Below are 13,690 nucleotides of genomic sequence, written 5' to 3'. Positions count from 1 at the left end.
CCCATGGAGCAGCAAGCCCTCGGCACGAACGAGATGCGCATCGTCCTGCTCGTGATCGGACTCGTCGTGCTGGCGCTGATCTATCTGTTCGGGCGCCCACGCAAACCGGGACAGGGCCGGCGCACGCAGGCGCCACGCCGCGGAAATGGCGAGCGTGTGGAGCCGACTCTCGACGGCGAGGGCGGCATCGACCTCGGCGAGGAGGATTCTCCGCGTGCCGGGGAACAGCTCGACCTGCTTGGCGAACCAGCGAGCGAGGAACACGTGCCGCCTCGCGCCAAGGCGCCGGCAAAGCCCCTGGTCGGCGTGCGTCCCGACGTGCCGGTCGAGCGCATCGTCACCCTGTTCGTCAGTGCGCGTGCCGGCCACCTGATCGATGGTCCGGATCTGGTCGTTGCGGCCGAGAAGGCCGGTCTCGTGTTCGGCGATCGTGGCATCTTTCACCGCATGCATGCCGGCAAGCACGAGCAGGGCCCGATCTTCAGCATGGCCAACCTGGTCAAGCCCGGCAGTTTCGACATGGCCCGCATCAGTGAGCTGGAAACGCCCGGCGTGACCTTCTTCATGGTCCTGCCGGGGCCGCTGACCGCCCTTGACGCATGGGACGCCCTGCTGCCGACCGCGCAACGCATGGCCGAGCTGCTCGATGCCATCGTCCTCGACGAAAAGCGCAACGCGCTTGGACGGCAGGGCATCGCCCACATCCGCGACGAGTTGCGCGCCTGGGACCGCAAGCAGGAAAGCGGCCAGATCAGGATGCGCTGAGAGCCGGGAATAGGGTGAAAGCTCGACCTGCATCACCCACGATGTCGCGGTCGGCATATGCCGATTCATCCGTTTCGAGGAGAGCATCATGGTCAAGCAGGTCAAGACGAAGAAGGTGGCGGCGACGCGCGTGGTCAAGCCGGTCGCGGCGGATGCTGTGCGCAACGTTTGGCTGGCCGGTCTCGGCGCGTTCGCGATTGCGCGCAGGCAGGGGCTGGCGGCATTCGATGCCTTCGTCAGCGAAGGTCAGCGCGTGCAGGCCAAGGGCGAGAAGGTCGCGCGCACGCTCGGCAAGGATGTCGAACTCGTCGTCAAGTCGCGCCTGCAGCCGGTACGCCAGCGTTTCGCCGAGGTGCGTCGCACGGTCGAGGCGCGCATCGATACGGGCACCGGTCGCGCACTGGCCTGGCTCGGCGTGCCGTCGAAGACCGATGTCGACGCCCTGGTGAAGCGCATCGATACCCTGTCGAAGCAACTGCGCGAACCGCGCCGCGCCACGGCGCGCTGAGCGAAGCGAAGTAACACCGCGGGAGTCCGGCAATGGCTCCCGCGGTTCGCATCGACGTTGCCGCCACACCGGCACGCGTGGCGCCGAGGTCGGCGCTGCAACGCGTCGACGACACACCCGTGCTGCCGTCGGCTTGGCGCCTGTTGCATGCGCTCGCTGCGCCGGCATCGATTCGATGCACCGATCGAGTGCGGTTCGTTCGGCCGGGTCGACCAATCCACGAGCCTTCTCCGCACCGGGCTTACGACGCTCCCCGCAGTTTTTGCAGGGCGCTCACCCCGCAGAGCACGAGAGCGCCGACCAGCATGCCGATGCCTGCATCGCAGGCCAGCTGGACGAGCGTACCGAGGACGCCCGCCGGAGCGATCGCCTCGATGGCGTGGTGGATCGCGCCGACGCTGTGGGTGAGGATGCCGCCGCCGACGAGGAACATCGCGGCGGTGCCGACCACGGCCAGCGCCTTCATCAGCCAGGGCGCCGCGGCGAGGATGCCGCGGCCGATCGCGCGCGCAGCCGTGCGCGCGCTGCGGCTGAGGTAGAAGCCGAGATCATCGAGCTTCACGATGCCGGCGACGAGGCCGTAGACGCCGACCGTCATGATCAGGCCGATCGCCGCGAGCACGCCAAAGCGCGTGGCGAAGTCCGCGTTGGCGACGGTGCCGAGCGAGATCACGATGATCTCGGCCGAGAGGATGAAATCGGTGCGGATCGCGCCCTTGATGCGTTCCTTCTCGAACGCAACCATGTCGACCGAGGCATCGGCGACTGCCTGCAGGCGGCGTGCATGCTCGGACTCCTGCTCGCCCCGGTGCAGGAACTTGTGCACGAGCTTCTCGATGCCTTCGTAGCAGAGGAAGGCTCCACCGATCATCATCAGCGGCGTCACGGCCCAGGGCAGGAAACTGCTGATCAGCAGCGCCGCCGGCACCAGGATCGCCTTGTTGATCAGCGAACCCTTGGCCACCGCCCAGACCACCGGCAGCTCGCGCTCGGACACGACGCCGGAAACCTGCTGCGCGTTCAGCGCGAGATCGTCACCGAGCACGCCGGCGGTCTTCTTCGCCGCGACCTTGGTCATCACCGCCACGTCGTCGAGCACGGTGGCGATGTCATCGAGCAGGGCGAGCAGGCTGGAGGCCATGGAGGTTCCGGTCGGACGTTGAGAGGGGTTTTTGCGTCGGCTACGGCTTCGGCCGTTCGAGGCGCAGTTCGAACAGCTTCGGCCACAGCTTGCCGGTGACGAACAGGCGCTTGTGCTGCGCATCCCAGGCGATGCCGTTGAGCACGTCGATCGGTGGCTTGCGGTCGCTCATCGGCAGCAGGCCGGTCAGGTCGATCTGTCCGGTCACGCGCCCGCTGGTCGGATCGATGACGACGATGACTTCCGTGCCCCAGACATTCGCGAACAACTCGCCCTCGACCATCTCGAGCTCGTTGATCTGGGCCAGCGGCTTGCCCTGGTAGGTCACCTCGACGCGGCGTACTTCGGCGAAGGTCTGCGGATCGAGGAAGCGCAGGGTCGCCGTGCCGTCGCTCAGGATCAGGTGGTGCCGGTCACGGGCCAGGCCCCAGCCTTCGCCGGGAAACTGGAAGCTCCTTTCGAGCTTGAAGGTCTTCAAGTCGTAGACGAAGCCGGTCTGCGTCTGCCAGGTGATCTGCACGAGCCGATTGCCCCAATCGGTCAGGCCTTCGGCGAAGTGCTGCTGGTCGACCTCGACCCGCTGCACGACCTTGCCGGTCTCGAGTTCGACCTTGCGCAGGCTGGAGCGTCCGTTGAGGCCGGTGCTCTCGTAGAGGAAACCATCGCGATGGATCAGTCCCTGGGTGAAAGCATCACGATCGTGCGGGAACGTGTTGACCACCGTGTAGCCGATGCGCACCGGCGGGCGCGCCGATTCCATGACGAGTTGCGCGAAGGCGGGTGCCGCCAGGGCCGGCATCGCGAACAGCGCGAGGGCGAGGTGGCGGGCAAGGGAGGCAGCGGGGATCGGCTTCACGGGGATTCGCTGTGATGTATGCCACGCCATGATCCCGGGATCGCCTGGCGCACGCAATGCATGTGCTCCAGGCTCACGTATTTCGCAGGAGTCCGTTCACGGGCGATGCTTTTACCGGAGAGCATCGCCCGTGAACGGGCTCCCGCCGAGATTCTTCCTCATCGACGCGGCTTGCGCGGCCCTGGTGCCGAATGCCGGCCCTGGGTGGCGTCGATATCGTCGATCCAGCCGGCCCGCGCTTCGGGGAACGCATCCGCATACGGCACGTAGGGCTTGATGTCGAGGATCGGCGTGCCGTCGAGCAGGTCGACACCACGCACGCGCAGCGCGTGGTCCTCGATCGCAACGAGTTCGACCGCAGACAGGCCGAGCGCATTCGGCCGATGCGGCGAGCGCGTCGCCAGCACGCTGCGCTTCGGTCCGCCGCGCGGCGGCTTGACTTCGGCCTTCCAGCCCTCGCTGCGATCGAAGGCGAACAGCAGCCAGATACGCTCGAAACCGGCGAGATCTCGAAACGCGGTGGCTGGAAAGCCGTCGGCGAACACAACGAGGGCTTCGGCCAAGCCACCACTCTCGGTGCCTTCGACCACCGTCGACTGGTGCGGCGCGTCGATGCGCTTCGCGTACGGCGAGCGCACATGCGCGATCGGCGAGAGGGAGAACGGCGGGGAGGCCATGTCAATGCAGTGCACCGCCACGGCGAACGGGGGGTGCCGGAACGACGGAGGGGATGGAGGCCTGGGTCGGAATCGAACCGGCGTACACGGCTTTGCAGGCCGCTGCATGACCACTCTGCCACCAGGCCGGTGGGCCGACGAGGATAAGCCGTCGGCAGATAAAACAAAACCTCGGCGAGCCGAGGTTTGCTTGACGAGGTCGCCGGGACGGCGTGGACCACGTGACGAACTGGAGCGGGAAACGAGGCTCGAACTCGCGACCTCAACCTTGGCAAGGTTGCGCTCTACCAACTGAGCTATTCCCGCGTGGGACGCGCATATTACGGAACGGCGCGGAGGAGTCAACCCTGATCGTGCGGATCGCGCTCAGATGCGGCCGCTGTTCCCATCGCGCAGGGCAGGCCAGGCCGCGCGCACGTAGACCAGGGCCGACCAGATCGTCAGCGCGGCGGCGACGACCAGCAGACCTTCGCCGATGCGGTAGAGGCGCAGCTCGGGAAAGTCGCGCTGGTGCAGGCAGACGATGATCGCGACGATCTGCATCGCGGTCTTCCATTTGCCGACCCAGGCGACGCCAACCTTGGCCCGCTGGCCGAGCTCGGCCATCCATTCGCGCAGCGCCGAAATGCTGATCTCACGGCCGATGATGACGGCACTGGTCACCGCCATCAGCGGGGTGGGGTTCTGTTGCACGAGCAGCAGCAGGGCGGTGGCGACCATGAGCTTGTCGGCGACCGGATCGAGGAAGGCACCGAAGGCCGAGGTCATGTTGAAACGACGTGCGATCCAGCCGTCGAGCCAGTCGGTGATCGCCGCGGCGGTGAAGATGCCGGCGGCGGCGATGTTCGACCAGCGTGCGCTGGCCGGGTGGTACTCGGGCAGGTAGAACACGACCACGATCACCGGCAGCAACACGATGCGGAACAGGGTCAGGATGGTTGGCAGGGTCAGGCGCATGTCCGAAGTCTACCCGTGCAGGGCCGCATAGATGCGCTCGGCGAGTTCCCGATGGATGCCTTTCACCTGCATGAGTTCCTCGACGCCGGCGCGGGTCACGCCGGCGAGGCCGCCGAACCGGCGCAGCAAGGCGGCGCGACGCTTGGCGCCGATGCCGGCGACCTCCTGCAGCGGACTTGCTTCGCGTGCCTTCTCGCGGCGTGCACGATGGCCGCTGATGGCGAAGCGGTGGGCTTCGTCGCGCACGGCCTGGATCAGATGCGAGGCCGGCGAATCCGGGCCCGGCCAGAGCACGCGTCCGCTGTCGCCGAGGATCAGGCTCTCGTGTCCGGCCCGGCGTGAATCACCCTTGGCCACGCCGACCACGCGAACACCTTCGACGCCGAGTTCGTGCAACACATCGAGCGCCTGGCGCACCTGGCCGGGACCGCCGTCGATCAGAAGCAGGTCGGGCAGGCGCGCCTCGCCGGCCTGCAGGCGTCGGTAGCGTCGCTCCAGGGCCTGGCGCATCGCCGCGTAGTCGTCACCGCCGGTGATGCCGCTGATGTTGAAGCGGCGGTACTGCGATTTTTCCGGGCCTTCCGGGCCAAACACGACACATGAGGCGACCGTGGCCTCACCCATGGTGTGGCTGATGTCGAAGCATTCCAGGCGCTGTGGCAGCTCGTCCAGGTCGAGCAGGTCGCGCAGGGCCTCAAAGCGCGCCAGCAGGGTTTGTCGGCTGGCAAGGCGTGCGGCGAGTGCGGCGCTGGCGTTCTTGATGGCCATGTCGAGGAAACGCGCACGATCACCGCGCACGCTCACCTTCAGTTCGACGCGATGTCCGGCATGACGGGTCAGCGCGTCGCCCAGCAGGTCGATCTCCTCGGGCGCGTGGCTCAGCACGATGTCCTCGGGTACCGGGCGTTCGAGGTAGTACTGGGCGAGGAATGAGGCGAGGATCGCACCCTCGTCGGCATCCAGTGCCAGGCGCGGAAAGAAATCGCGCGAGCCGAGGCTGCTGCCATCGCGGAAGAACAGCACGCTGACGCAGGCCACGCCATTGTCGATCGCGCAGGCCAGCACGTCCATGTCACGCCCGGCGCCGTGCACGTAGTGACGCGCGTTGATCTTGCGCACGAGGGCAATGCGGTCGCGGATCGCGGCCGCGCGCTCGAACTCGAGCGCGGCGCTGGCGTGCTCCATCTGCACCACCAGTTCGTCGATCAGCGTGTCGCTCCGTCCTTCGAGGAACAACGTTGCGTGCTGTACGCTGGCCCGGTAGTCGGCGGCGTCGATGAGGCCGACGCAGGGCGCGCTGCAGCGCCCGATCTGATGCTGCAGGCAGGGGCGCGAGCGGTTGCGGAAGTAGCTGTCCTCGCAATTGCGGATGCGGAACAACTTCTGCAGCAGGCTGAGTGTCTCGCGCACGGCGAGCGCGCTCGGATAGGGGCCGAAATACCGGCCGCCTCCGTCACGCGCGCCACGGTGAAAGGCGAGACGGGGGTATTCGCCTGGGGTGAGGTGGATGTACGGGTAACTCTTGTCGTCGCGCAGCAGGATGTTGTAGCGCGGCCGCAGCGTCTTGATGAGCTGTGCCTCGAGCAGCAGCGCTTCGGCCTCGGTGCGCGTGAGTGTGACCTCGATGCCCGCGATCTGCGCGATCATCGCGGCGATGCGCGGTTGCATCGCGGGTTTGAGGAAATAGCTGCCGACGCGTTTCTTCAGGTTGCCGGCCTTGCCGACGTAGAGCAACTCGCCTCCGCGCCCGAGCATGCGATAGACGCCCGGCGACGAACTCAGGTTGGCGACAAGAGCCTTGCCGTCGAATTCGGGTTCCTCGTGCATCGGTGGATTGTCGCGCGGATTGCGCACAAGCGAGAAGCCGGCGCCTGCGACTTCCGGCCTACGCGGTGGCGCACCGCAGCGGCTATGCTCGCCAGCTCCTGTGCGCCCGGTCGGCGCCGATCCCAACCCTGCGGGAGCATTGCCTTGAAAACCTTGCCGATCTTCACCGCTGTTGCGTTCGCGCTCGGCTTCTCGCAAACCCTGTCCGCGCACGAACATGCAGGCTGTGCCGACGAGACCTGTGCGTCGGAGCTGGTATTTGCCGACACGGGCGGATCTGGCGGCGCGGGTCTGGTGACGGCTTCGCGTTTCGGCACGTGGGGCATCGATACTGCCGGCATGGACACCAGTGTGAAGCCCGGGGATGATTTTTTCGGTTACGTCAACGGCACGTGGGCGAAGCGCATGGTGATACCGGCGGATCGCTCCAGCTACGGCTCCTTCATGCAGTTGCGCGATCTTTCCGAGGCGCGCGTGCACGCTCTCCTCGAGAGTTATCCGCTCGGCAATCCGGCACGCGATGGCGATGCGGCCAAGATCGCAGCACTCTATCGCGGCTTCATGGACGAAAAGACCGTCGAAGCCCGCGCCGCCAAGCCGCTGCGGCCTTTGCTGAAGTCGATCCGCAAGGCGCGTGACCGCGATGCCCTGGCCGCGTTGATGGGTTCGCGGGCGAATTTCCATGCGAGTTTCTTCGGCGTGATGGTCGGTGACGACGCGCGCGATCCGGACCGCTACGCGCTGTACCTGGGCCAGGGTGGCCTCGGCCTCGGCGATCGGGAGATGTACCTGCGTGAGAACTTCGCTCCGCAGCGTGAGCGCTACGAGGCCTACATCGCGCAGATGCTGAAACTCGGCGGCTGGCCGAAGCCGGCGGCGAACGCCAAGGCGATCCTCGCCCTCGAGACGCGCATCGCCGAGGCGCACTGGACACGCGCCGAAAGTCGCGATCGTGACAGGACCTACAACCCGCTCGCGCTCGACGGGTTCGCCGCGAAGGCGCCCGGATTCGCCTGGGCGAGATTCTTCGCCGCAGCCGGCGTCGACCATGCCCAACGCGCCATCGTGCGCCAGGACAGCGCGATCCCCAAGATCGCCGCGATCTTCGCCGAAACCGATCTCGACACGCTCAAGGCGTGGCAGGCCTTCAGCACGATCGACCGTGCCGCACCCTTGCTCTCGCGCGATTTCGTCAGTGCGGAGTTCGAATTCCGCAACAGGTTCCTGTCCGGGCAGCCCGAGCCGCGCGAACGCTGGAAGCGCGCTGTCGCCTTCGTCGAAGGCGCGATGGGCGAGGCGGTCGGGCGCGACTACGTGAAGCTGTATTTCCCGCCCGACTCGAAAGCCAAGATGGACGCGCTGGTCGCCAATGTGAAGGCTGCGATGGGCGCGCGTCTGGATGCACTGGAATGGATGGGGCCGGAAACCAAGGCCGAGGCGCGCGCCAAGCTGGCCGGTTTCGGACTCAAGATCGGTTATCCCGATAGCTGGCGCGACTACAGCGCCCTGGTTGTCGTCAATGGCGACCTGTTCGGCAATGCGCAGCGTTCGCGCGCATTCGAGTGGGATTATCGCCGCGCGCGCATCGGCAAGCCGGTTGACAAGGCCGAGTGGGGGATGACGCCGCAGACCGTCAATGCCTACTACAGTCCGGTCAAGAACGAGATCGTGTTTCCGGCCGCAATCCTGCAACCGCCATTCTTCGATCCCGCGGCCGATCCCGCGGTCAACTATGGCGGGATCGGTGGTGTGATCGGCCACGAAATCATCCACGGTTTCGACGACCAGGGTCGCAAGTCCGACGGCAAGGGCGTGCTGCGCGACTGGTGGACCGCCGAGGATGCGGCGCGCTTCGAGGTACAGGCCGCCAGACTCGGCGCACAGTACGAGTCGTATACGTTCCCGACGCTGCCAGGCATGCATATCAACGGCAAGGTGTCGATGGGCGAGAACATCGGCGACCTGGGTGGCCTGACCATGGCGCTCGAGGCGTACCGACGCTCGCTGGCCGGCCAGCCGGCTCCAGTGATCGATGGCCATACAGGCCTGCAGCGCCTGTTCATGAGCTGGGCCCAGGTCTGGCGCACCGTCTGGCGTGACGAGGCGCTGCGCCAGCAACTCGTCAACGGCACGCATTCGCCGGGCCAGATCCGCGCTTTCGCACCGCTGCGCAACATCGATGCCTGGTACGAGGCCTTCGATGTCAAGCCGGGGGATGCGCGCTGGATTGCGCCGGAGGAGCGCGTGCGGATCTGGTAGGCGATGCGGGAGTTCGAGCGTAGCCCTTGGGGTGCTCTGATCATTCGATCAGAGCACCCTTGGAACATCGCGGCTGAAGTCGCTGCCTGCAGGATTCGGCTTGATGAGGGAGCGACTTCAGTCGCGATCCGGCGCCCCGAGCGGGAAGGCGCTGCGGAACGGGCGCGCTTCGTCGACGCAGCGCGCGAATGAGGGGCGCGCAAGCAGGCGTTGCCGGTAGGCGATGACATTGGTGAGCGCGTGATCGATCGCGTGCGTCCAGTCGGCATAGAACAGGAATGGCGCGGCCGCACAGTCGGCCAGGCTGAACGTGTCGGCGGCCGCCCATTCGCGCCCGGCGAGGTGGCGATCGAGCCAGGCGTAGGCTTTGTCGAGCAGGCTGCGGGCTTCCGCGACACCTTGCGCATCGCGCGCATCGGCCGGGCGCAGCGCATCGAACACGATCTTCTGTTGCGGCGTCGAAACATAGTTGTCGAAGAAGCGGTCGAGCATGCGCACTTCGATGGCCGCGGCGGGATCGGTCGGAATCAACCGCCGTGGTCCCGGATGATGCAGGCCGACATGTTCGATGATGCAGCTGGCTTCGATGATCACGCGACCATCATCGACCAGCAGCGGGAAGCGCTTCAGCGGCCATAGTGCCTCGAGCTCGCGGTGGGTATCGGCGTCGGTGAGCGATCGGTAGTCGAAGGTCACCGCGTTCTCGTAAAGCGCGATGAGGACCTTCTGGCAGTACGAGGAAAACGGGTGGGCGAACAGGATCAGATTCATTGTCGCCTCGGGCGCGTTGCGGCGGGAGCGCCGACGGTGCCGAAACGATTATGCTGGACAGGGAAGGGAGGGAGCGCAGGCGTGGCGCGCAAGAGCAGACGCGGGAATCGGCGCAGCATGGCGTCACCGACTGGAGGGCCGCCGACACCGGCAGAGGCACCGCGCCGGGATGTCGTGCACACGTTGTCGGTGGTCGCGCGTCACCTCGTGCCACTGTTGAGCGTGCTCGTGCTGGGTGGATCGATCACGCAGTTCCTGCTGCTCACCCTGTTCAATATCACTTTCTCTCTGGCCTGCATCGGCATGGTCGGCGTGGCCGTGTCGATGGTCGGTGCCCGCGAGGACGACAGCCTTGCCGAATCGATCGACACCTGGGCGACCCTGATCGGCGTGGCCGCCTTCATCAGCCTGCTGCTCACGGGCCTGTTCGGTTGGGTCATCGTGCTGATGGCTGGCGACGAGGCCGGCGCGCTCTGGGACCGGACGCTGGTGATCGCGCTCGCCGTCATCGTGCTGGGGGCCATACCCGGCGTGGCGCGCCAGTATCGGGCCGACCTTGCCAGCGGCTTGTCCGAAGCGGAACGCATGCGCCGTGACCAGCCCGAGGTCTTCGTGCACATCGTGTCGGCCACCTTGATCCTGATCCTGTCGATGCATGCGGTGCAGTTCGGTCGTGCCGGAGCGCTCGCCATGGCCATCGCGATCACCGCGGCCTTCATCGCCCGTGACCTGCGACCAGACCTGCTGCGCTTGTTGGAGTCGTCCACGCGCAAGTGATCCGGTGCATGCCGAGATCGCACCAGGTGTATCGCGGGGGCATGATCCGTGTGGATCGTCTGGTCCAGCGCCACGGCCTCATCCAGCCTGCCTGGTTGCGAAGCCGCTGGCTTGCGCGGATCGGGTTGGCATTGCACCATCGGCGAAACGGGGAGGCGAAACATGCGCAAGGCTCGGTGGCGGTTGCTGGCGGCGGTGTGGGCGTGGGCCTGGGTGGCGACGGCATCGGCCGATCCGCTCGACTACAACTATGCCTACCTGAGCCACCAGCAGGTGCACATCGACGGCGAGAGCTTTCGCAACGACACGCTTGGCGCCTACTACGAGCTCGGCAAGCATGTGCACGTGTTCGGCTCCTACGGCGATGCGGGGGCTTACGGCAATCCGGCCTGGAAGAACAGTCGCGCCCTGCGGGTCGGCATCGGCGGCCGCTTCAATCTGGGTGACGACACCCTGGTCGCGCTCGAAGGTGCCGTGGTGCGCGCGCGCTTCGATCGGCCGACCGGGCAACGCGTCGAGGACACCGGCCATGCCATGATCTTCGAAATCCGCCATCGCTTCGTGCCGTGGATGGAAGGCATCGCCAGCCTGAGCCGCACCGATGTGCTCGGTCGCCGCAGCGGCGAGTTCGTCGCCGGCCCGGTGTTCCACCTCAACCACCTGCTTGCGCTCGGCGTGCTCTACCGGCGCAACGAGGGGCATTCGGGAGTCGAGGTCACGGCGCGCTGGTACTACTGATGCGGGTGGAACGCGGCCTCGGCGCTCGGCGCTCCGCAGGCACGCCGTTCATCTGGTCACGCCGGTGCGCTGCACCGGGATTCCTTCTCGCAAGGCCGCCATGACCACGCCGGCCATGGGAAGATCGGTGCCCAACGAGCGTCCGTGGAGGTTCCCGTGTCCGACCGATCGCGCCCGAGCGCGCATGCATTCGATCCCGAAGTGCTGCGTCTCTTCGACCAGTACGTGCATGGTTTCATCGATCGCCGTGGCTTCCTCGCCGGCGCCACGCGCTGTGCCGCCGGTGCGGCCGGACTGCTCGCTGCGCTGAGCCCGCGCTTTGCCGAGGCGCAACAAGTCAGGCCCGACGATGCACGCCTCGCCGCACGCCGGGTCGAGTTCGATTCGCCGGACGGTCACGGCAAGGGCGGCGGCTATCTCGTGCGTCCGGCCAAGGCCGAAGGCAAGTTGCCGCTGGTGCTGGTCATCCACGAAAACCGCGGCCTCAATCCGCATATCGAGGACGTGACGCGCCGACTGGCCCTGGAGGGCTATATCGCCCTTGCGCCCGATGCGCTGTTTCCGCTCGGTGGCTATCCGGGTGACGAGGACGCCGCGCGCGCACTGTTCCAGCAACTCGACCAGTCGAAGGCGTTTGCCGACTTCATCGCCGCCGTCGGCGTACTCGAACGCGAACCGGGCGGCAACGGTCGCCTGGGGATGACCGGCTTCTGCTACGGCGGGCTGATCACCAACCGCCTTGCCACGCGGCTGCCGCAGTTGCGCGCGGCCGTGCCGTTCTACGGTGCGGCGCCGCCCAGCGAGGACGTTGCGCGGATCAAGGCGGAACTGCTCGTGGTGCTTGCGGCGAACGACGAGCGCGTCAATGCGAGCTGGCCGGCCTACCGCGAGGCGCTCGATGCGGCTGGGGTGAAGTACGCGCTGTACCAGCCCGACGGAACGCAGCATGGTTTCAACAACGACACCACGCCACGCTACGACAAGGCTGCCGCGAGCGAGGCCTGGCAGCGCATGCTTGCCTTGTTCGACCGCCGCCTGCGCGCCTGATATCCCGCTTGCACGTCGTCGTTGCGACCTCATGTAACCGGGGTGTCGCGATACGTCGGAGGATACGAAGATGGCAACCGGATGGGCTGGCGATGGCGCCGTGCAGGACCAGATCGACGCGACCGTCGACGACGCGGTCAAGCGCGCGCGCAGCCGCCTCGCGCAGGGGCCTGGCCTCGCGCGCTGCGAGGAATGCGACGCGACGATCCCGCCGGCACGGCGCAAGGCCGTGCCCGGTGTGCGCCTGTGCGTGGCCTGCCAGGAGGAGCGCGACCGCGATGAGGTCGCCCACGCGGGCTACAACCGTCGTGGCAGCAAGGACAGCCAGCTGCGCTGAGCCGGCTCTGCTCAGCCGGCCGGCTTTGACACCCTGAGCACGAAGACGGCGATCCCGCCGAGACGCACCGGCCGGGCAGGGCGCGCGGGACAGTGGCGTCGACCCGCACACACCACCAGCTTGAAACGCGCCATCCGGGCACCATCTCCTGCACCGAGCTGCTGCCGCTGCGTGGTAGCATCGCCGTCTTCCGGGGGTGCCCTGGTTTCGACGGGGGTTGTGAGACAGTCTGGTGCATGCCGAGGGGGCGACTTTCCTCGTTAATCCAGTTGCAAACACTTAGTTGCCAACGACGACAACTACGCTCTCGCCGCTTAAGGCGTAAGCCGGGAACCCACTTGTGCTCGTGCTCGTGGATGTACCGTCACTATCACGGGATCGCCTTCGGTCTGCCGCCTGTCGGGCCGGGGTCAAATCAAGCAGGCTGGTCGACCGGTGCGTTTCGCACGCCGTACTGCCGGAAGACGAGATAGAACGGTGGGCTAAGCATGTAGGACTGGGCGTCAAGCGCCTTCGGACGCGGGTTCGATTCCCGCCACCTCCACCAATCACAAGGGTCTGGATAGTCTCCAGGCCCTTTTTCTTGCCTGAAATCCCCGCGCCACGCGGGGTTGCGGCCGATGGGCTTGCGGATGCCATCCTGCCGCTCGGCTCGAAAATTGGCGTTTTTCAGGCGTTTTCCCCGCCCAGAGTCGTCTCTGTCTCTGTTTAGCTTGCGGGTAGGCGCAGCCTCAAACCGCCAAAATCAACCACTTACACGCCCCGGTTCGCCGTCAACTGCGCCCAGGGACCACGCGGCTTCGGCGTGCTCGCCCATCGCGCCCCAAAAGCCCCAGGCGTCGTTTTGGGTGGCGGGGATCTGGATGCTGGTCATGGTGGTCTCTCCTTCGGGTTGATCGTTGCGACACCCGTAGTAACGCGCTGTTCGGTTGAGAAGCCAAGCGCCGCTTGGCCTCTTTTTCGATCTTTTTGATCAGGCGATGCGGTAGACCCGCTCGCCGCCCTTGGGCTTGTCCGAGACGATGGTCAG

14 protein-coding genes, 2 tRNA genes and 1 other RNA gene are annotated in these 13,690 nt (G+C 66.5%); 8 read left to right on the top strand and 9 right to left on the bottom strand.

The window, feature by feature from the left end; all coding sequences use genetic code 11:
- The first annotated feature begins 3 nt into the window (after positions 1 to 3).
- Complete coding sequence (zipA, locus tag KF907_RS15015) at positions 4 to 765, top strand: cell division protein ZipA (protein WP_291221701.1); 762 nt, start codon at positions 4 to 6, stop codon at positions 763 to 765.
- A gap of 88 nt (positions 766 to 853) precedes the next feature.
- Positions 854 to 1,273 (top strand): phasin family protein, encoded by a 420-nt coding sequence (locus KF907_RS15010; protein WP_291221699.1) that lies wholly within the window; start codon positions 854 to 856, stop codon positions 1,271 to 1,273.
- Between the two features lie 241 nt (positions 1,274 to 1,514).
- Here KF907_RS15010 and KF907_RS15005 read toward each other — a convergent pair whose 3' ends face one another.
- The 7 genes from KF907_RS15005 to uvrC all read right to left on the bottom strand — a co-directional run bounded on the left by KF907_RS15005 (position 1,515) and on the right by uvrC (position 6,731).
- Positions 1,515 to 2,414 (bottom strand): DUF808 domain-containing protein, encoded by a 900-nt coding sequence (locus KF907_RS15005; RefSeq protein WP_291221697.1) that lies wholly within the window; start codon positions 2,412 to 2,414, stop codon positions 1,515 to 1,517.
- A gap of 40 nt (positions 2,415 to 2,454) precedes the next feature.
- On the bottom strand, positions 2,455 to 3,213 hold the full coding sequence (locus KF907_RS15000) for a glutaminyl-peptide cyclotransferase (protein WP_472843887.1): 759 nt from the start codon (positions 3,211 to 3,213) through the stop codon (positions 2,455 to 2,457).
- A gap of 215 nt (positions 3,214 to 3,428) precedes the next feature.
- On the bottom strand, positions 3,429 to 3,947 hold the full coding sequence (tsaA, locus tag KF907_RS14995; RefSeq protein WP_291221695.1) for a tRNA (N6-threonylcarbamoyladenosine(37)-N6)-methyltransferase TrmO: 519 nt from the start codon (positions 3,945 to 3,947) through the stop codon (positions 3,429 to 3,431).
- 54 nt (positions 3,948 to 4,001) lie between these two features.
- A tRNA-Cys gene (locus tag KF907_RS14990) sits at positions 4,002 to 4,075 on the bottom strand.
- A gap of 102 nt (positions 4,076 to 4,177) precedes the next feature.
- Positions 4,178 to 4,253, bottom strand: a tRNA-Gly gene (locus KF907_RS14985).
- Positions 4,254 to 4,313: 60 nt separating this feature from the next.
- On the bottom strand, positions 4,314 to 4,904 hold the full coding sequence (gene pgsA / locus KF907_RS14980; RefSeq protein ID WP_291221694.1) for a CDP-diacylglycerol--glycerol-3-phosphate 3-phosphatidyltransferase: 591 nt from the start codon (positions 4,902 to 4,904) through the stop codon (positions 4,314 to 4,316).
- A 9-nt stretch (positions 4,905 to 4,913) separates the two neighbouring features.
- Positions 4,914 to 6,731 (bottom strand): excinuclease ABC subunit UvrC, encoded by a 1,818-nt coding sequence (uvrC, locus tag KF907_RS14975; protein WP_291221692.1) that lies wholly within the window; start codon positions 6,729 to 6,731, stop codon positions 4,914 to 4,916.
- 144 nt (positions 6,732 to 6,875) lie between these two features.
- On the opposite strand from uvrC, the gene KF907_RS14970 reads away from it, so the two are divergent.
- Positions 6,876 to 8,990 carry a M13 family metallopeptidase gene (locus KF907_RS14970; RefSeq protein WP_291221690.1) on the top strand — a complete coding sequence of 705 codons (2,115 nt, stop codon included), beginning with the start codon at positions 6,876 to 6,878 and terminating at the stop codon, positions 8,988 to 8,990.
- A gap of 117 nt (positions 8,991 to 9,107) precedes the next feature.
- Here the strand turns inward: KF907_RS14970 and KF907_RS14965 are convergent, their stop codons facing one another.
- Positions 9,108 to 9,761: a glutathione S-transferase family protein gene (locus KF907_RS14965; RefSeq protein WP_291221689.1), complete on the bottom strand. Its 654-nt coding sequence runs from the start codon at positions 9,759 to 9,761 to the stop codon at positions 9,108 to 9,110.
- Positions 9,762 to 9,878: 117 nt separating this feature from the next.
- On the opposite strand from KF907_RS14965, the gene KF907_RS14960 reads away from it, so the two are divergent.
- The 5 genes from KF907_RS14960 to ssrA all read left to right on the top strand — a co-directional run bounded on the left by KF907_RS14960 (position 9,879) and on the right by ssrA (position 13,207).
- The gene (locus KF907_RS14960) at positions 9,879 to 10,538 is read left to right on the top strand and encodes a hypothetical protein (RefSeq protein ID WP_291221688.1); all 660 of its coding nucleotides are present in this window, start codon (positions 9,879 to 9,881) and stop codon (positions 10,536 to 10,538) included.
- 162 nt (positions 10,539 to 10,700) lie between these two features.
- Positions 10,701 to 11,276 (top strand): hypothetical protein, encoded by a 576-nt coding sequence (locus tag KF907_RS14955; RefSeq protein ID WP_291221686.1) that lies wholly within the window; start codon positions 10,701 to 10,703, stop codon positions 11,274 to 11,276.
- Between the two features lie 156 nt (positions 11,277 to 11,432).
- Positions 11,433 to 12,323: a dienelactone hydrolase family protein gene (locus tag KF907_RS14950; RefSeq protein WP_291221684.1), complete on the top strand. Its 891-nt coding sequence runs from the start codon at positions 11,433 to 11,435 to the stop codon at positions 12,321 to 12,323.
- Positions 12,324 to 12,393: 70 nt separating this feature from the next.
- Entirely contained in the window at positions 12,394 to 12,660 is a 267-nt protein-coding gene (locus tag KF907_RS14945; RefSeq protein WP_291221682.1) for a DksA/TraR family C4-type zinc finger protein, read from the top strand.
- Between the two features lie 192 nt (positions 12,661 to 12,852).
- Positions 12,853 to 13,207: a transfer-messenger RNA gene (gene ssrA / locus KF907_RS14940) on the top strand.
- Between the two features lie 198 nt (positions 13,208 to 13,405).
- Here ssrA and KF907_RS14935 read toward each other — a convergent pair.
- Entirely contained in the window at positions 13,406 to 13,534 is a 129-nt protein-coding gene (locus KF907_RS14935) for a hypothetical protein (protein WP_291221680.1), read from the bottom strand.
- Positions 13,535 to 13,690: the final 156 nt, after the last annotated feature.

Origin of the sequence: Dokdonella sp. (assembly GCF_019634775.1) — a bacterium.
Classification (GTDB): Bacteria; Pseudomonadota; Gammaproteobacteria; order Xanthomonadales; family Rhodanobacteraceae; genus Dokdonella.
Note: the sequence above shows the minus strand (reverse complement) of the source record. Positions and strands in the feature narration are given on the sequence as shown.